At 67.2% G+C, this 16,738-nt stretch carries 14 protein-coding genes; 6 read left to right on the top strand and 8 right to left on the bottom strand.

Annotated features, from left to right (window positions below; genetic code table 11):
• Positions 1 to 44: 44 nt before the first annotated feature.
• From ACT6SE_RS16475 to aspS, 4 genes are all read right to left on the bottom strand, one after another.
• The gene (locus ACT6SE_RS16475; protein ID WP_032958946.1) at positions 45 to 677 is read right to left on the bottom strand and encodes an esterase/lipase family protein; all 633 of its coding nucleotides are present in this window, start codon (positions 675 to 677) and stop codon (positions 45 to 47) included.
• A 75-nt stretch (positions 678 to 752) separates the two neighbouring features.
• The gene (locus tag ACT6SE_RS16480) at positions 753 to 1,274 is read right to left on the bottom strand and encodes a GNAT family N-acetyltransferase (protein ID WP_014648167.1); all 522 of its coding nucleotides are present in this window, start codon (positions 1,272 to 1,274) and stop codon (positions 753 to 755) included.
• Between the two features lie 31 nt (positions 1,275 to 1,305).
• On the bottom strand, positions 1,306 to 1,629 hold the full coding sequence (locus tag ACT6SE_RS16485; protein WP_014648168.1) for a hypothetical protein: 324 nt from the start codon (positions 1,627 to 1,629) through the stop codon (positions 1,306 to 1,308).
• A gap of 16 nt (positions 1,630 to 1,645) precedes the next feature.
• On the bottom strand, positions 1,646 to 3,397 hold the full coding sequence (gene aspS / locus ACT6SE_RS16490; protein ID WP_046432163.1) for an aspartate--tRNA ligase: 1,752 nt from the start codon (positions 3,395 to 3,397) through the stop codon (positions 1,646 to 1,648).
• A 157-nt stretch (positions 3,398 to 3,554) separates the two neighbouring features.
• Between aspS and ACT6SE_RS16495 the strand changes: the two genes are divergently transcribed.
• A complete protein-coding gene (locus ACT6SE_RS16495; RefSeq protein WP_032958942.1) occupies positions 3,555 to 4,289 on the top strand; it encodes a DUF3011 domain-containing protein in 735 nt (244 codons plus the stop codon).
• A gap of 99 nt (positions 4,290 to 4,388) precedes the next feature.
• Here ACT6SE_RS16495 and ACT6SE_RS16500 read toward each other — a convergent pair whose 3' ends face one another.
• The 3 genes from ACT6SE_RS16500 to blaL2 form a co-directional block, all read right to left on the bottom strand.
• Entirely contained in the window at positions 4,389 to 5,030 is a 642-nt protein-coding gene (locus ACT6SE_RS16500; RefSeq protein WP_014648171.1) for a hypothetical protein, read from the bottom strand.
• Positions 5,031 to 5,083: 53 nt separating this feature from the next.
• Positions 5,084 to 6,298 (bottom strand): cation:proton antiporter, encoded by a 1,215-nt coding sequence (locus tag ACT6SE_RS16505; protein WP_032958940.1) that lies wholly within the window; start codon positions 6,296 to 6,298, stop codon positions 5,084 to 5,086.
• Between the two features lie 85 nt (positions 6,299 to 6,383).
• Complete coding sequence (blaL2, locus tag ACT6SE_RS16510) at positions 6,384 to 7,298, bottom strand: L2 family extended-spectrum class A beta-lactamase (protein WP_046432165.1); 915 nt, start codon at positions 7,296 to 7,298, stop codon at positions 6,384 to 6,386.
• Positions 7,299 to 7,473: 175 nt separating this feature from the next.
• Between blaL2 and ampR the strand changes: the two genes are divergently transcribed.
• A complete protein-coding gene (gene ampR, locus ACT6SE_RS16515) occupies positions 7,474 to 8,340 on the top strand; it encodes a LysR family transcriptional regulator AmpR (protein WP_046432167.1) in 867 nt (288 codons plus the stop codon).
• Positions 8,341 to 8,419: 79 nt separating this feature from the next.
• Here ampR and ACT6SE_RS16520 read toward each other — a convergent pair whose 3' ends face one another.
• Positions 8,420 to 10,285, bottom strand: a complete 1,866-nt coding sequence (locus ACT6SE_RS16520) for an ABC-F family ATP-binding cassette domain-containing protein (protein WP_014648175.1) — start codon at positions 10,283 to 10,285, stop codon at positions 8,420 to 8,422.
• A 334-nt stretch (positions 10,286 to 10,619) separates the two neighbouring features.
• Between ACT6SE_RS16520 and ACT6SE_RS16525 the strand changes: the two genes are divergently transcribed.
• The 4 genes from ACT6SE_RS16525 (at position 10,620) to ybaL (ending at position 16,377) form a co-directional block, all read left to right on the top strand.
• Positions 10,620 to 13,007, top strand: coding sequence for a TonB-dependent receptor plug domain-containing protein (locus ACT6SE_RS16525; RefSeq protein WP_046432169.1), 2,388 nt, complete (start codon positions 10,620 to 10,622; stop codon positions 13,005 to 13,007).
• Positions 13,008 to 13,286: 279 nt separating this feature from the next.
• The gene (locus ACT6SE_RS16530) at positions 13,287 to 13,595 is read left to right on the top strand and encodes a hypothetical protein (protein WP_005418535.1); all 309 of its coding nucleotides are present in this window, start codon (positions 13,287 to 13,289) and stop codon (positions 13,593 to 13,595) included.
• Positions 13,596 to 13,604: 9 nt separating this feature from the next.
• Complete coding sequence (locus ACT6SE_RS16535; RefSeq protein WP_052728166.1) at positions 13,605 to 14,486, top strand: XVIPCD domain-containing protein; 882 nt, start codon at positions 13,605 to 13,607, stop codon at positions 14,484 to 14,486.
• Between the two features lie 193 nt (positions 14,487 to 14,679).
• Complete coding sequence (gene ybaL, locus ACT6SE_RS16540; RefSeq protein ID WP_041863753.1) at positions 14,680 to 16,377, top strand: YbaL family putative K(+) efflux transporter; 1,698 nt, start codon at positions 14,680 to 14,682, stop codon at positions 16,375 to 16,377.
• The last annotated feature ends 361 nt before the right edge of the window (positions 16,378 to 16,738 follow it).

Genomic DNA, 16,738 nt, shown 5'->3' on the forward strand with positions numbered 1-16,738 from the left:
GAGCATGGGCTCGGCGCTACAAGGCGGCCCCGCCTCCCCTGCCCCTATGCCGCCGCCGCGTCGCGGCTGTGGTCGAAGTGGCCGTGGCGCAGGAAATGCGCGGTCTGCCGCGCGGCGTCGGGCGACACCACCAGGCCGCTGTGGCTGGTACGCACCACGCAATGGTCGGCCAGGCCCGGCAGGCGGGTCTCGGCCAGGGCCACGGTGCCGTCGGACGCATCGTCGATCGCGCCCAGCAGGCTGCCCAGCCCGTGCGGTACCGAACCGGCGATCAGGCCAACCTCGGCCTTGCCCTGCCAGTCCGGCAGGCCGTCCAGCAGCAGCTCGCTGCTGCGCCCCAGCGCCAGGCCCCAGCCATGATCGGACAACGAGCGCGCGGTACCACTGCCGCGCAGCGGCGAGCCCAGGCAGACCACGCGCTGCACTGGCAGCTGCGGATCGCGGCGCAGCGCCTCCAGTGCCAGCAGTCCGCCCAGGCTGTGACCGACCAGCGACAACGGCCCGGCGTCGGCCAGACGTTCCAGCAACTGCGGCACTGCCACATCGGGGCCACCGAACACCGAGGGATAGCCGAACGCGTGTACCTGGAAACCACGCGCGCGCAGGCGCCAGGCCAGTGGCCCGACCCAGGCACGGGCATTCCAGATGCCATGCAGCAGCAATACGGGGGGAGTCATGCAAACAGCCTGGCGGTCAGCGGGGCAGGAACGTGAGGTGATTGAACACGCGCGCGCGGCAAGCGGCGGTGAACGTCAGGCCGCGCGCGGCGCGCGGCGCAGGATGAATTCGAGGTCCTGGGTGTCGCCGACAGGGAACAGGTACTCGCCGGCCTTCTCGAAGCCGTAGCGGGCGTAGAAGCGCTGCGCGCCGAAGTTCTCCGACCACACGCCCAGCCACAACGTGCGCGGGCCTTCGTGTTCCAGCCAGGCCAGCGCGGTTTCCAGCAGGCGGCTGCCCCAGCCGCAGCTCTGCTGCGTCTTGACCAGGTACAGGCGCTTGAGTTCGCCGTCACCGGGTTTCACATCCGGATGCGGCAGGCCACAGGGGCCGGCGGCGGCATGGCCGACCGCCTCCCCATCCAGTTCCAGCAGCCACACCGCGTAATCGGGGTGGGACAGGATCACGCGCTGGCGCTCGACCGTGTAGGCCTCCTCGAGGAAGGCCTGCAGGTCCTGCGGCGGGTACAGATGGCCGAAGGTTTCAGTGAACGTGCGTGCGGCCAGCGCCGACAGGGTCGGCGCGTCGTCCACAGTGGCGCGGCGGATCGAATACATGCAGGAAGTTGACGTCAGGGCGAAGCGCGGGTCAAGCCTTTCCAGGCGATTCCGCTTCTTCTTCCTCGTCCTCTTCCTCGTATTCCTCTTCGTCCTCGTCCTCTTCTTCCTCGCCTTCCTCGTCCTCGTCGTACTCTTCTTCCTCTTCGTCGTCCTCGTAGTCCTCGACGCCGAAGTCTTCACCGTCCCAACGGCCTTCGCCGTCGGCGACGAAGGTCAGGGCCATCGCGGCCGGATTGGTACCGACGCGGACCAGCCACCCCCCGAACACGCGTGCACGCTCGGTGACCAGGGTGGCCTCGGAGCCTTCATTGCCCAGCTTTTCCCACTCCAGCGAAAACGCAAACTCGGTCATTGCCTGGATCTCCTGATCAGTTGGTCTTGGGGCGAACCTGGATGTGCACTTCGGCCAGCTGCGCGTCGACGATCGGCGACGGCGCGTCGGTCATCAGATCCTGTGCACCGGTGGTCTTCGGGAACGGGATGACGTCGCGGATCGACTCGGTTCCGGCCATCAGCGCGGCGATGCGGTCGATGCCGAAGGCGATGCCACCGTGCGGCGGCGCGCCGTAGTTCAGCGCGTCGAGCAGGAAGCCGAACTTGGCGCGGGCCTCTTCGGCGCCGATGCCCAGCAGCTCGAACACCGCGCTCTGCATGTCCGGACGGTGGATACGGATCGAACCGCCGCCGATTTCATTGCCGTTGAGCACCATGTCGTAACCGCGCGAGACGGCGGTACGGGCATTGGCGCGCAGGTCGGCGATGTCGTCCACGGCCGGTGCGGTGAAGGGGTGATGCAGGGCGACGTAGCGCTGTTCTTCCTCGTCCCACTCGAACATCGGGAAGTCGGTGACCCACAGCGGTGCCCAGCCGTCGGCGACCAGGCCAAAGTCCTTGCCGGCCTTCAGGCGCAGCGCGCCCATGAAGTCGGAGACCTTGTTGTAGCCACCGGCACCGAAGAACACGATATCGCCGTTGCCGGCACCGACATGGGCCACCAGCGCCGCGAAGCGCTCTTCGCTGAAGAACTTCTGGATCGGCGAGCTGACTTCGCCGTTGTCGGCGATCTTGATGTAGGCCAGGCCCTTGGCGCCGTACTTGGCGGCATGCGCGGCGTACTCGTCGATCTGCTTGCGGCTCAGCGACGCGCCGCCCGGGATGCGCAGCGCGGCGACGCGGCCTTCGGCATCGTTGGCCGGGCCGGTGAACACCGGGAACTCGCTGTCCTTGACCAGTTCAGCCACGTCGACCAGTTCCAGCGCGATGCGCAGATCCGGCTTGTCCGAACCATAGCGACGCATCGCCTCGGCCCAGGTCATGCGCGGGAAGCTGGCATCCAGCTCGACATCGACCACTTCCTTGAAGATGGCGCGGATCATGTCCTCGACGAAGTCCTGCACATCGCGTTCGCGGACGAAGGCGAACTCCATGTCCAGCTGGGTGAATTCCAGCTGGCGGTCGGCACGCAGGGCCTCGTCGCGGAAGCAGCGCGCGATCTGGTAGTAGCGGTCGAACCCGGCCACCATCAGGATCTGCTTGAACAGCTGCGGGCTCTGCGGCAGGGCGTAGAACTCGCCCGGATGCATGCGCGCCGGCACCAGGAAGTCGCGCGCGCCTTCCGGAGTGGCCTTGGTCAGGATCGGGGTCTCGATGTCCTGGAAGCCCTTTTCGTCCAGGTGGCGGCGCAGCGCCTGCACCAGCTTGATGCGGGTGCGCTGCATGCGCTGCATTTCGGGGCGGCGCAGGTCCAGGTAGCGGTACTTCAGGCGGGTTTCCTCGCCCGGGTTCTCGTGGGCGTGGAACGGCAGCGGGGCGGCCTTGTTCAGCACGGTGATGGCGGTGGCGATCACTTCCACCTTGCCGGTGCGCATCTTGTCGTTCACCGCGTGGCGGGCGCGCACGACGCCCTCCACCTGCAGCACGTCCTCATAGCCCAGCGACGCGGCCACGGCGAACACGTCGGCGTTGTCGACCTCCACGGTCACCTGCACGATGCCTTCATGATCGCGGAGATCGATGAAGCAGACGCCGCCCTGGTTACGGGCCACGTCGGTCCAGCCGGCGAGGGTGACAGTCTGGCCAATCAGGGTCTCGTCGACCAGGCCGCAGAAGTGGGTACGCATGGGGGAAGCTCCGCTGGAGAACGCCGGCACCGGATGGGGGCCGGAAAGCCTCGTATTCTGCGGCCGAGGCCCCGGCCGGGGCAAATCCGGGCAGTCACGCCGGCTTGATCGCCCCGGTCCCTATAGTCGGGCACCTGCCACCGTATGGGATGCCGCCATGAAATCGTTGTCCCTGGCCAGCCTGGCCGTGACCCTGAGCACTCTGGCCGTGCTCGCCCTGCCCTCTGCTCCGGCCGCTGCGCAGGACGGGGTGATCCGCTGCGAAAGCCAGAACAACCGTGAACGTGTCTGCAGCACCGGCTGGCGCAATGCGCAGCTGGTCCGCCAGCTGTCCGGCAGCGCCTGCGACGAGGGCCGCACCTGGGGCAGCCGCAATGGCAGCATCTGGGTCAGCAATGGCTGCCGCGCCGAGTTCGTTGAAGCCCGCGGCGGCTGGGGCGGTGGCAATGGCGGTGGCTGGGGCGGCAACAACGGCCGTCCCGGCGAAACCATCCGCTGCGAGAGCCAGAGCAACCGTGAGCGCAGCTGCCCGGTCGGCTGGCGCAACGCCCGCCTGGTCCGCCAGCTGTCCGGCAGCCCCTGCGACGAAGGACGCACCTGGGGCGTGCGCAACGGCGCGGTCTGGGTCAGCAACGGCTGCCGCGCCGAGTTCGCCGAGGCCCGCGGCTGGGGCGGCGGCGGTGGCTGGGGCGGCGGCAACAGCAATTATTCGATCACCTGCAGCAGCAACAACAACCGCACGCAGAACTGCGACTGGGATGAGCGCCAGGGCCGGCCGGTGCTGCAGCAGCAGCTGTCCGGCAGTGCCTGCCAGGAAGGCCGCAGCTGGGGCTATGCACGCGGCCAGGTGTGGGTGAGCAACGGCTGCCGTGCACGCTTCAGCGCGCGCTGAGCCCCGGGGTCGGATCCCTGGCCGACGGCCAGGGCTCTGACCCGTGGGTTCATGCAGTGACCGGGTCGGACCCTCCGCAGGAGGGATCCGACCCGAAGATCAGGGTGCCGGCGCCTTCTCGTCGCCCCACGGTGCGGGCGGCAGTTCGACCGGCTTGCTCAGGTCGAACTTCACGCGGAAACGGCGGCCTTCCGGGCGCGTCAGTTCGTAGACGAAAGTCTGGTCGGGGTCGATCTCCATCGCCCAGGTGTTGTGCGTGGAGGCCAGCATGTCGGCACGACGGAACATCGCCACCGAATCGGAGTCGGCTGGGAACCGCTGGCGCTCGGCGGTGCCCGGTGGCGTGCTGTCGCCGCCATAGAGGGTGATCGCGTCGGGGCTACCGTCTTCGTGGCGATGATCGTGTTTCAGGCGCAGGCCGTTTTCGGTGCGGGTCAGCACCCAGGTGCGCGAATGGTCATCCCCCACATGGAAGGGAATCCGAAGTTCATGGGCGGGGTCGGCACAGCCGCGCACATGCATGACCAGGCGCTGGCCGGCGAACGGGTCCTTGCCGGTCGGTGCCGGCGTGTCCTCCACCACCCGGCCCTCATAGGCCTGGCCGCAATGCGCGGCGATGGCAGCCATGAAGGCATCGGCCGGTGCGGTCGCCAGATCATGCGCGACCGTATCGGAACGCTGCGAGCAGGCAGCGAGGCTGAGCAGGAGGGCGGAAGCGGTGACAACGGCAGGCAGTTTCATGCCCCAACCCTAACGGCCATGGCCGACGGGCGCAAACCGCGCGCGGCAACCGGTCAGCGTTCGGCGATGTGAGGTTCCGGCCGCGTCTCGGTGGCCGCTACCGGCGCGGACTCGCCCTCGCCCGCCGGCTCCTGCTCCACCGGATCGACGTCGAAGGGTGTGCGGAACACCAGCGACGGCAACAGTGTGGTCAGTGCGGCGTACAGCAGCAGCGCGCCGAACAGCACCGCCGGAATCTGGAAACGCTCGCGCATGATCGCCGCCAGCACCAGGGTGAAGATCAGGGTCGGGGCCAGCGCCAGCGAGACGCGCAGGCTGCTGCGGAAGCTCTCGCCGAACATCACCCGGCGCTGCAGCCAGACCACGCCGATGCGCAGCGGCAGCACCACCAGGGTGATCACGATGCCCAGCCCCAGCGCCTCGAAACTGAGGGCTTCGCTGGGCACCTTGGTGCCGGCATTGAAGAAATAGAATGGCACGAAGAACGAGGCGAACAGGCGCAGCGCGTGCAGGTTCTCGTGCGAGGCCAGCAGCGGCATGCGCTGGTGCAGCAGGCGCGCGACCAGGCCGGCGATGAACGCGCCCACGAGGTAATACACGCCCAGCAGATAGGTGATGTACGCCGCCACCATGCCGACCATCACCAGCAGCGAGAACTCCGAGCCCGGCGCGTGCGGCGCCACCCAGCGGCCCAGCGCGATGAACAGCAGCGGCAGGCCGATCATCATCGCCAGCAGGGCCAGGCTGGACAGCGCCATGTGGCCCGGGTCGCCGGCCTGCAGCACGATGAACAACGCCGCCAGCGCCAGCAGTTCGCCGGCGATGGCCTTGCTGGTGACCCAGAACCTCTCGTCCTCGCTCAGGCCCAGCCGCGACAGCGAATCCATGATGAAGCCGGTGGAGGGCGTCAGCAGCGCCAGCGCCAGCAGCCCAGCGGCCTGCCATGGCAGCCCCGCATAGCGCCAGGCCAGCCAGCCCACGCCGAACAGCGTGCCGGTACGGATCACCAGGTGCGCCAGCAGCGGCCACATGCCACGCCGCAGCGCCTGCAGATCCACTTCCAGGCCCGCGAACAGGAACAGCGAGGAAATGCCCAGCGTGGCCAGCAGGCCGATCACCGCGTCGTGTGCCTGGTCGCCCAGCCAGAGCATGCCGATGATGCCGAACAGCAGGCAGGTCAACGGCGCCGGCAGGCTGAAGCGCTGCAGTGCGCGCGGGATCACCAGCAGCGCGAAGATCAGCAGCAGGTAGATCAACTCATGGCTCATCGGGGTCTTCCGTGGGGTTCGAACGCGCGCAGGATGCGCGTGCCCGACCGATCCGGCAAGCCATTTCCCAATGACCCCGGTTACCTCATCCGATCATCGCATCGGCCAGCGCCCCCACCCGTGCAAGCACTGCTGCGCGCTGGTCGTCATCGACCGATGCGCCCTGCAGATAGGCGGTGACCACCCACGCCGCGCCGCCCGCATGCGGCCACAGCACGGCGATGTCGTTGCGCGTGTCATCACCGTTGCTGCCGGTCTTGTCCCCCACCCGCCAGCGCTTGCCCAGCCCGGCGCGCAGGCAGGCATCGCCGGTCTGGTTGTCGATGAGCCAATCGGCGAACTGCCGGCGCGATGCAGGCTGCAGGCCATTGCCCACCGCGAAGCGGGCCAGGCTGGTGGCCATCGCGGCCGGGCTGGTGGTATCGCGCGGGTCTCCCTTCGCGAACAGATTCACGTCCGGCTCGTTGCGGTCATTGCGGGTAATGCTGTCGCCCTGCCCGCGCAGGAATGCCGTCAGCGCCGACGGCCCGCCCACCACCTCCAGCAGCAGGTTGGCCGCCGTGTTGTCGCTGGTGGTCAGCGTGCCCCGGCACAGGTCGCGCACGGTCAGATCCTTGCCCACGTGGCGGCGCGCCACCGGAGCGTAGGACAGCAGATCCTTCCCGGCGATGGGCACACGGGTGTCGAGCGAAACGCGGCCTGCATCGGCAAGGCTCAGCACATGGGCGACCAGCATCGACTTGAACGTGCTGCACATCGGGAAGCGCTCATCCTGCCGATGCCCGCCGATGCGACGGCCGTTGCCGGTGTTCAGCACGGTGACACCCAGGCGGCCACCGCTGGCTTTCTCCAGCGCGGCGAAATCGGCGGCGCCGGCAATGGCGGCGTTCGCGGCGGGTATGCCAGACGAGGCGGAAACCGGTTGCGCCAGCGCCGGGGCAAGCAGCGAGGACGCAACGGCAGCACCACTGAACTGCAGGAATCGGCGACGGGCGAGCATAGGGGTTCTCCTGGTGACCGCTCGATTATTGGCGCCTCCCCTGCAGCCGACCAGCGCGAAAAATCAAGGCAAGCCATAAGTTGAACTCATGCCTGACGCGATCAAATGTTTGAGATTTACGAAATTCCTCATTGAACGGGTAGGATCAGCCATCCCCCTGGCTCACGGCTCTCCGATGCTGCACCCCACCCTGCCACTGAACGCGCTGCGTGCGTTCGAGGCGGCCGCCCGCCACCAGAACTTCACCCGAGCCGCGCTGGAGCTGTGCGTCAGCCAGGCCGCACTGAGCCACCAGATCCGGGGCCTGGAAGACCGGCTCGGCATCCGCCTGTTCCATCGCCTGCCGCGCGGCGTGGCGCTCACCGATGAAGGGGCAGCGCTGTACCCGGTGCTCAACGAAGCGTTCGAGCGCATTTCCGCCAGCATCGCGCGCTATACCGGTGGCCCGGCACGCGAGGTGCTGACGCTGGGCGTGGTCGGTACCTTCGCCACCGGCTGGCTGCTGCCACGGCTGGCGGCGTTCGAAGCCGCGCACCCGGACATCGAGCTGCGCCTGCAGACCCACAACAACCGTATCGACCTGGCCGGCGAAGGGCTGGACCTGGCGATCCGCTTCGGCGATGGCGACTGGCAGGGCCAGGCCTGCACGGCAATCCTCGATGCGCCCTTCGCACCGCTGTGCGCCCCCGCATTGGCGCGGCGGCTGAAGCAACCGCGCGACCTCGCCACACTGCCGTTGTTGCGTTCCTACCGCAGCGACGAATGGCCGCGCTGGTTGCAGGCGGCCGGGGTGAGCGGCGTGGAAGCCCGCGGGCCGGTGTTCGATTCCTCACTGACGGTGGCGATGGCCGCCGCCGGGGGCGCCGGTGTGGCCTTGCTGCCCTTGCGCATGTTCGAGCAGGAACTGGCCGAAGGCCGCCTGCTGCAGCCCTTCGGCACCACCTTGGAGCTGGGCCGCTACTGGCTGACGCGGCTGCGCTCGCGCGCCGAGCGCGAACCGGCCAAGCGCTTCCGCGAGTGGCTGCAGGCGCAGGGCACGTAACAAAAAAGGGGACGGAGGGGATTAAGTCGTTTGTGGCACAAACGACTTAATCCCCTCCGTCCACTTTTTTTTTGCGTGATCAGGACTCCAGCAGCTCCATCCACGCCGCTTCGGCCTTCTCCAGCTGCGCGGCGGTGGTTTCGCGGTCGCGGCCGATCACCGCCATGCGGGTGGCATCGGCATAGTTGGCCGGGTCGGCCAGCTGGCGGTCGAGCTCGGCCAGCGCGCCCTCCAGTTCGGCCACCTTGGCCTCGGCAGCCGCCAGCTTGTGTGGGTTCACCGGCTTCTTCTGCACCACCTGCGCCACCGGTGCGGTCTTGACCACCACCGGCTCTTCCACCTGCTCCATGCGCGCCTTGGTGCCCTGCGCCTGCGGGCGGGTGCGCAGCCACGCGGCATACGCGTCCAGGTCGCCATCGAACGGTTCGACCACACCATCGGCCACGCGCCAATAGGTATCGCAGACCAGGCCGATCAGGTGGCGGTCATGCGAGACCATCACGATCGCGCCTTCGAAGGTGGCCAGCGCTTCGGCCAGTGCTTCGCGCATTTCCAGGTCAAGGTGGTTGGTCGGTTCGTCCAGCAGCAGCACGTTCGGCTGCTGCCAGGCGATCAGCGCCAGCGCCAGGCGGGCGCGTTCGCCACCGGAGAACCCATCGACCGGCTCGAATGCACGGTCGCCCGGGAAGTTCCACTTGCCGAGGAAATCGCGGAACGACTGGTTCGGTGCGTCCGGGGCGATCTCGCGGAAGTGCTCCATCGGCGACTGGCCTTCGTGCAGCGACTCCACCGTGTGCTGGGCGAAGTAGCCGATCTTCAGGTCCGGATGCGCCATGCGCTCGCCAACGATCGGCGCCAGCTCGCCCACCAGGGTCTTCACCAGGGTGGTCTTACCGGCACCGTTCGGGCCGAGCAGGCCGATGCGCTGGCCCGCTTCCAGGCCGAAGCCGACGTTATGCAGGATCACCGCGTCCTTGCCGTAGCCGGCCTCGACGTGGTTCAGGCGGATCAGCGAGAACGGCAGCTTCGCCGGCGGCGCGAACTCGATGCGGAACTCACGCTCGGCGCGCACCGCTTCGGTGCCGGCCAGCTTGGCCAGGCGCTTCATGCGGCTCTGCGCCTGCGCGGCCTTGCTGGCCTGCGCCTTGAAGCGGTCGATGAAGCTCTGCAGGTGGGCGCGCTCGGCCTGTTCCTTTTCATGCGCGATCTGCTGCTGGCGCAGCTGTTCGGCGCGCTGGCGCTCGAAATCGGTGTAGCCGCCCGGGTAGAGCTTGGCGCCGCCGCCATGCAGGTGCAGGGTGTGGGTGGCCACGTTGTCGAGGAACTCGCGGTCATGCGAGATCAGCAGCAGGGTGCCCGGGTACTTCAGCAGCCACTGTTCCAGCCAGTACACCGCGTCCAGATCCAGGTGGTTGGTCGGTTCGTCGAGCAGCAGCAGGTCGCTGGGCATCATCAGCGCGCGGGCCAGATTCAGGCGCACGCGCCAGCCGCCGGAGAACGAGGACACCGCACGGTGGTGCGTCTCGGCAGGGAAGCCGAGGCCGTGCAGCAGCTTGCCGGCACGCGCTTCGGCGTCGTAGGCCCCCATCTCGGCCATCTTGGTGTGCGCGTTGGCCACCGCCTCCCAGTCTTCGCGCGCGGTCGCCTCGGCCTCTTCGGCCAGCACCGCGGCCACCTCGGTATCGCCGCCCAGCACGAAGCTCAGCGCCGGATCCGGCAGCGACGGGGTTTCCTGGGCCACGCTGGCGATGCGCACCTTGCCGGGCAGGTCGACGTCACCCTTGTCGGCCTCCAGCTCGCCCTTCACCGCCGCGAACAGGCTGGACTTGCCAGCACCGTTGCGGCCGACCACACCTACCCGGTAACCGGCGTGCAGGGTCAGGTCGACATTGGACAACAGCAGCCGCTCGCCGCGGCGCAAGGCGAAATTACGAAGGGAGATCATCGGGGGAGGGGTCCATATAACCGGATGGAATGTGCTGGTGAGCACTGTTCCTGCGACGCAATTCTAGCGTTAACGAATACTTGACGCGTCCCGGGATGCGCAGTGGCCGACGTTCCTCTCTCCCACGTCCCCGCCGCGCGCGTCCCGGGGTCCCTTCCTGCCAGCGCTGATCCGGGCTAAATGGTTGCTGCTGCAACGTTTTTTCTGACGCCTGGCATTTGACAGGCACTGAATATCCCGTTAATTGCTGTATTGCGCACCGCAACAACCGCCGTCCGCCTCACGCTCGTGATGTCGATTCCGGTGCCGCCCCCGCCAACCGGAGCCCATCCCGATGACCCGCAAGACCCGCCTGATCGCCGCCGCCGTCGCTGTCGCACTCGGTGGCTCTCCGTTCGTCGCCGCTGCACAGCAGGCCGGCACCGCCGCCAACACCCTGGACACGGTGATCGTCACCGGCACCCGCGTGGCCGACCGCACGGTCGCCGAATCGCAGTCGCCGATCGACATCATCACCCCCGAAGTGCTGCAGTCCACCGGTACCAGTGAACTGGCCACCGCACTGTCGCGCGCCCTGCCCTCGCTGAACTTCCCGCGCCCGGCGCTGACCGACGGCACCAGCGGCGTGCGCCCGGCGCAGCTGCGCGGCCTGTCGCCGGACCAGGTGCTGGTGCTGGTCAACGGCAAGCGCCGCCACACCTCGGCGCTGATCAACGTCAACGGCAGCATCGGCCGTGGTTCGTCGGCGGTGGACATCAACGCGATCCCGATCGCCGCCATCGAGCGCGTGGAAGTGCTGCGCGACGGCGCGTCGGCGCAGTACGGCTCGGATGCCATCGCCGGCGTCATCAACATCGTGCTCAAGGGCAGCGGCAGTGGCGGCAGCCTGGCAGTGGACTACGGCCAGTACTCGGCCGGCGACGGCAACAAGTACCAGCTGTCCGGCGACACCGGCGTCGAGTTCGGCAACGGCCGTGGCCGCGTGCATGTGGCCGGCCAGATCAGCCAGCAGGACGAGAGCAACCGCGCCGGCCCGTACCGCGGTACCACCCCGAATACCGGCAACTTCCCCAGCATCGGCCAGAAGACCTTCATCGTCGGCGACCCGCGCGTGGATGCCACCGCTGCGTCGGCCAACGCCAGCTTCGATTTCAGCGACCACGTGACCGGCTACGCCAGCGCGTTGCTCAGCAACCGCGACATCACCTCGTTCGCGTTCTACCGTTCGCGCAACCACAGCGGGCAGAGCGCGCTGCTGGCGCAGACCTACCCGGACGGCTACGTGCCGGAGATCAACCAGTATTCCAAGGACCGCTCGCTGGTGGCCGGGGTCAAGGGCAACACCGACAACGGCTGGACCTGGGACCTGAGCCTGAACCACGGCGAGAACACCCTGGACTTCCACACCCGCAACAGCATCAACTACAGCCTGGGTGCGACCAGCCCGCGCTCGTTCTACGACGGCACGCTGAAGTACCAGCAGGACATCTTCAATGCCGACCTGACCAAGTCGCTGGACTGGGGCCTGGCCTACCCGGTCACGCTGTCCTTCGGCGGTGAGTACCGCAAGGAGAAGTGGGACCAGAACCCGGGCGAACTGAACTCGTACACGGGCAGTGGCGCGCAGGGCTTCGGCGGCTTCACCCCGACCAATGAAGTGCATGCCGACCGCCACAACTACGCGGTCTATGCCGGCCTGGAAGCGGACCTGACCGACAAGTTCTCGGCCGGCATCACCGGCCGCTACGAAGACTATTCGGACTTCGGCGACCGCTTCTCGGGCAAGCTGTCGGCGCGCTACGCGTTCACCGACAAGGTGGCGCTGCGGGCCACCGCCTCCAGTGGTTTCCGCGCGCCCTCACTGGCGCAGCAGGGCTACCAAGCGGTGACCAGCCAGTTCCTCAATGGCGTATTCGTCGAGCGCGGCACCTTCCCGACCACCAGCCAGGCCGCGCAGGCGCTGGGCGCCTCGCCGCTGAAGGCCGAGACCTCCACCTCCTACAGCCTGGGCCTGGTGCTGCAGCCGGTCGACCGCCTGTACATCACCGTCGATGCCTACCAGATCGACATCGATGACCGCATCGCGCTGTCGTCGAGCATCACCACCAATGCCGCGACCAGCGCGCTGCTGGGCACCCTGGGCCTGCCGCAGGTGACCGCGTTCTCCTACTTCACCAACGGCCTGGATACGCGCACCCGCGGTGTCGACTTCGTCTCCAGCTACACGGTACCGTTCAGCGCCAGCAGCCTGGAGCTGACCGCGGCATACAGCTACAACGACACCGAAGTGCGCCGCGTTGGCGGCACCCCGCCGGTGTTCGGCACGCTGGGCCTGACCCAGTCGCTGATCGGCCGTGATGAGATCGGTCGCATCGAGGACAGCTACCCGCGCGACAAGGCGATCCTGAGCGGCACCTGGCGTTCGGACCACTGGGAGCTGGGCCTGGCCGCCACCCGCTACGGCAAATTCACCGTGCGCAACTCGGCCACCGCGCTGCGTGACCAGACCTACGGCGACGCCTGGGTGGTGGATGCCTCGGCCAGCTACAAGCCCAGCAGCAACTGGACCCTGACCGTGGGTGCCGACAACCTGCTGGACAAGTACCCGGACCGCACCGAAGACCTGCAGAACTCCACCTTCGGCATGCTGCCGTACAGCAACTACTCGCCGTTCGGCTTCAACGGCGCGTATGTGTACGGGCGGATCAAGTACACCTGGTAAGGGGTAATGGGTGCGCCGGGCCCTGCCCGGCGCTGCTCCACACACCCGCCCGCGGCCTCGGGGCAGGCGCGGCCCTGACCGTATACCGTTGCCAGCTCCTGCACCCGGTTTCCAGGCTGTGCGCTGTTGCACGCGCCTCATAGGTCGTCCCGTGCATAATCAGCGGACCAACGAAGGAGCCGCTCCGTGACGAGAGCCTGCATCACTCGCCGCCATGTGTACGCTGCGCTCGCGTGGGTTGCGCTGGCGGCCCCCCTGTCAGGGTGTTCAGGAGATCACGTGAAACCCAGCTATTCCAAATCGAGCCTTGAGCCGGTCGTCGTCACCCAGCTCTCCGCGTCGAAGCTCCAGGTCCAGTTCAATGAACCGATGGAAAGCATGTATTACGCGGCAGGGATGAGCTATGTCGTGGAAGGGGACACCATGAAAGTCGTTGTTGATCGCTGCCCCATATCCGGCCAATGCACAACCATGCTGCGGCGCGACGTGAAGCCCGGACCTGCTGGCCCGGCCCGTCAGGAAATTCCCTTGATGGCGCCGCGCGTGGTGATGCTGTACGCCGATGGCGAAACACAGATTTTTCCGTAAGGGCATCCCATGAGCGACAAGGTCGTCCTCGGCATCCATAGTCACGTAGACCCCAATACACAGGGGTCGTTCAATCAGTTCGTGGACGGCCACGCCTGGATCTCGGTGACGCGAAACGGCCATACGACGTTCCATGGCCTGTGGCCAGACAACCATCCACTCGTTGAGGACAATGGCCCAGGTTCGGACATCCGCGAAGGCATGGAAGCCCGGGCCACACCTTCGGCCTCACGCTATTACGAATTGACTCCCGAGCAGGTCAAGCGACTTGACCAGGCCTTGGGCGAAAATGTCACCTGGTCATATGGCAATACCTGCGCATCGTGGGCGACCAGTACCGTGAACAAGGTTACCGGGCAGTCCCTGGATGCAGGCGAACTGCTGTTCACCGATACACCGCGGCAGCTGATCGAGTCCATTCGTAAGGCAGAGCGCGTGCGGCCCACCAGTCCTTCGCAGCCGCAACCGGCAACCGAACGGCCGGAAACCAGCATCCCATCGCTGAGCGATGCCTCGGCATCACTTCACCAGCAGGCACTCGCCGGCGTCCACGCGCTGGACGCATCGCTGGGTCGCGCATCTGATGAAGCCAGCCAACGCATGGCGGCCAGCCTCACCCAACTTGCCCGGGCACAAGGTCTGGAACGGATCGACCATGTGGTATTGGGCTTGCCGGCTGGTCAGCCCCCAAGGCCGGAGAACATCTTCGTCATTCAAGGAGCCTTGGATGACCCGGGCCATCTGCGTGCCCACATCAACATTGAAACGGCCCTTCAGCCACCCGTTGCGGAGTCGCTGCGGCAGATTCATCAGTTGGACAAGCAGCTGGCCGCCTCGCCGCAGCAGGCGGAGCCTGCCCTGGAAGAGACCCAGCGCCGGCAGATGGTGTGATCATCGACGGCTACGCCTGGAGCCCCCCATAGGTAGGCACCATTCGGCCCGTCAGGGCCTGCCATCTCTCAACAAGGCTTGATATCTCGCCCGTACAAGCCGCCCACGCAACGATCCGATACGCTGGCCAGGTTTGCCGTATGTGACCGCATCGGTGAAAATCGGGGCATCCCCCGATTTCCTGCGAGTGCCGATGCACCATGACACCGACCTGATCAACATCGTTGCCGTTGGCCTGGGGCTCGCCTTCATCTTCGGCGCGCTGGCCAACAAGCTCCGCTTGTCTCCCCTGGTCGGTTACCTGGTTGCTGGCATCTGCGTAGGCCCGTTCACTCCCGGCTTCGTCGCCGACCAGGCGCTGGCCAACCAGCTGGCCGAACTGGGCGTGATGCTGCTGATGTTCGGTGTCGGCCTGCACTTCTCGCTGAAGGACCTGATGGCGGTCAAGGCGATCGCCATCCCCGGCGCCATCGGCCAGATCGCGGTGGCCACCCTGCTCGGCTGGGGCGTGGCCTCGCTGATGGGCTGGCCGGCCATCCATGGCGTCATCTTCGGTTTCTCGCTGGCCACCGCCAGTACCGTGGTGCTGCTGCGGGCGATGGAGGAACGCCGCCTGCTGGAAACGATGCGCGGCAAGATCGCGGTCGGCTGGCTGATCGTGGAAGACCTGGCCTGTGTGCTGGCGCTGGTGATGATGCCGGTGATGGCCGGTGTGTTCGGTCCTGACGCGGCCAAGGAATCGCACTCGCTCGGCAGCGTGCTGGCCGACATCGGCTGGACCTTCGTGCAGCTGGGCCTGTTCGTGGCGGTGATGCTGGTGGTCGGTCGGCGGGTCATCCCGTGGATCCTCGAGCGCATCGCCGGTACCGGTTCGCGTGAGCTGTTCACCCTGTCGGTGCTGGCGATCGCGCTGGGCGTGGCGTTCGGCTCGGCGATGCTGTTCGGCGTCTCGTTCGCGCTGGGCGCGTTCTTCGCCGGCATGCTGCTCAACGAATCGGAGCTGAGCCACAAGGCCGCGCATGATTCGTTGCCGCTGCGCGATGCGTTCGCGGTGCTGTTCTTTGTGTCGGTCGGCATGCTGTTCGACCCCAACATCCTCGTCCAGCATCCGTGGCAGGTGCTGGCCACCGTCGCCATCATCATGTTCGGCAAGTCGGCGGCGGCATTCTTCATCGTGCGTGCGTTCGGCCACCCGACCAGCACCGCGCTGACCATCTCGGCCAGCCTGGCGCAGATCGGCGAGTTCGCCTTCATCATCGCCGGCCTCGGCGTGGCGCTGCAGATCCTGCCGAAGGAAGGCCAGTCGCTGGTGCTGGCCGGCGCGCTGGTGTCGATCATGCTCAACCCGCTGGTGTTCGGCCTGCTGGACCGTTGGCAGGCCAAGCAGGAGCAGTCTCCGCAGGTACCCGAGCCGCCCGAAGCGATCGGCCCGTCGCGCGACCTGCATGACCACGCCATCGTGATCGGTTACGGCCGCGTCGGCAGCGAACTGGCGCAGGTGCTGCGCGACCGTGGCGTGCCGGTGCTGGTGATCGATGACAACAAGGAACACGTCGAGCAGGCACATGCCAAGGGCCTGGCGGCGATCCGCGGCAGTGCCGCCGCCGACCGGGTGCTGGCCGAGGCCCATCCGGAGCGCGCCAAGATCGCGGTGCTGGCGATTCCGCAGCCGCTGGAAGCCGGTGAGGCGCTGGCCAAGCTGCGGGCGATCAATCCGGACCTGACCCTGCTGGCGCGCGCACACAGCGATGCCGAGGTGAAGCATCTGCTGGAGCACGGCGCCGATGGCACGGTGATGGCCGAGCGCGAGCTGGCGTATTCGCTGGCGGAGATGATCATGTCCACGCCGCCGTACCGGAATCTGGGGCAGCACAGCATTCCGGTGGTGTGAGGAGTGTGCGTGCGGCAGGGCTTGCAGCCCTGCACCTGCCGAAACAACGGCAACGGCAAAAGCGGGCATAGCGTGGGATGGTGGGGTGGGTCCGATTGCGGGAGACGCCGTAAACCCTTCCATGGGGGCTTGGCCGCGGCATCCATGCCGCGGACACTCCCGCAACTGGACCCAACCCCGCCTTCGACAGTTCCCCGCTGCTGTTGGTAGGTGTCGACCTTGGTCGACACGGCGGCGCGCGGGGTCAGATCCGTTTTCCGCAGGAAAACGGATCTGACCCCGGAAACAAAAAAATCCCCGGTCGACCCGCATCGACCGGGGATCTGGATCGCCACGTTGCCATGCCTTGGAGAGGCAGTTC

This window comes from Stenotrophomonas sp. LC732, assembly GCF_052446685.1.
GTDB classification, from domain to species: domain Bacteria; phylum Pseudomonadota; class Gammaproteobacteria; order Xanthomonadales; family Xanthomonadaceae; genus Stenotrophomonas; species Stenotrophomonas muris.

Bases quoted from the DNA above. Each gene is read 5' to 3' on its own strand.
- ACT6SE_RS16475 (WP_032958946.1), bottom strand. From the start codon at position 677: ATGACTCCCCCCGTATTGCTGCTGCATGGCATCTGGAATGCCCGTGCC.
- ACT6SE_RS16480 (WP_014648167.1), bottom strand. From the start codon at position 1,274: ATGTATTCGATCCGCCGCGCCACTGTGGACGACGCGCCGACCCTGTCG.
- ACT6SE_RS16485 (WP_014648168.1), bottom strand. From the start codon at position 1,629: ATGACCGAGTTTGCGTTTTCGCTGGAGTGGGAAAAGCTGGGCAATGAA.
- aspS (WP_046432163.1), bottom strand. From the start codon at position 3,397: ATGCGTACCCACTTCTGCGGCCTGGTCGACGAGACCCTGATTGGCCAG.
- ACT6SE_RS16495 (WP_032958942.1), top strand. From the start codon at position 3,555: ATGAAATCGTTGTCCCTGGCCAGCCTGGCCGTGACCCTGAGCACTCTG.
- ACT6SE_RS16500 (WP_014648171.1), bottom strand. From the start codon at position 5,030: ATGAAACTGCCTGCCGTTGTCACCGCTTCCGCCCTCCTGCTCAGCCTC.
- ACT6SE_RS16505 (WP_032958940.1), bottom strand. From the start codon at position 6,298: ATGAGCCATGAGTTGATCTACCTGCTGCTGATCTTCGCGCTGCTGGTG.
- blaL2 (WP_046432165.1), bottom strand. From the start codon at position 7,298: ATGCTCGCCCGTCGCCGATTCCTGCAGTTCAGTGGTGCTGCCGTTGCG.
- ampR (WP_046432167.1), top strand. From the start codon at position 7,474: ATGCTGCACCCCACCCTGCCACTGAACGCGCTGCGTGCGTTCGAGGCG.
- ACT6SE_RS16520 (WP_014648175.1), bottom strand. From the start codon at position 10,285: ATGATCTCCCTTCGTAATTTCGCCTTGCGCCGCGGCGAGCGGCTGCTG.
- ACT6SE_RS16525 (WP_046432169.1), top strand. From the start codon at position 10,620: ATGACCCGCAAGACCCGCCTGATCGCCGCCGCCGTCGCTGTCGCACTC.
- ACT6SE_RS16535 (WP_052728166.1), top strand. From the start codon at position 13,605: ATGAGCGACAAGGTCGTCCTCGGCATCCATAGTCACGTAGACCCCAAT.
- ybaL (WP_041863753.1), top strand. From the start codon at position 14,680: ATGCACCATGACACCGACCTGATCAACATCGTTGCCGTTGGCCTGGGG.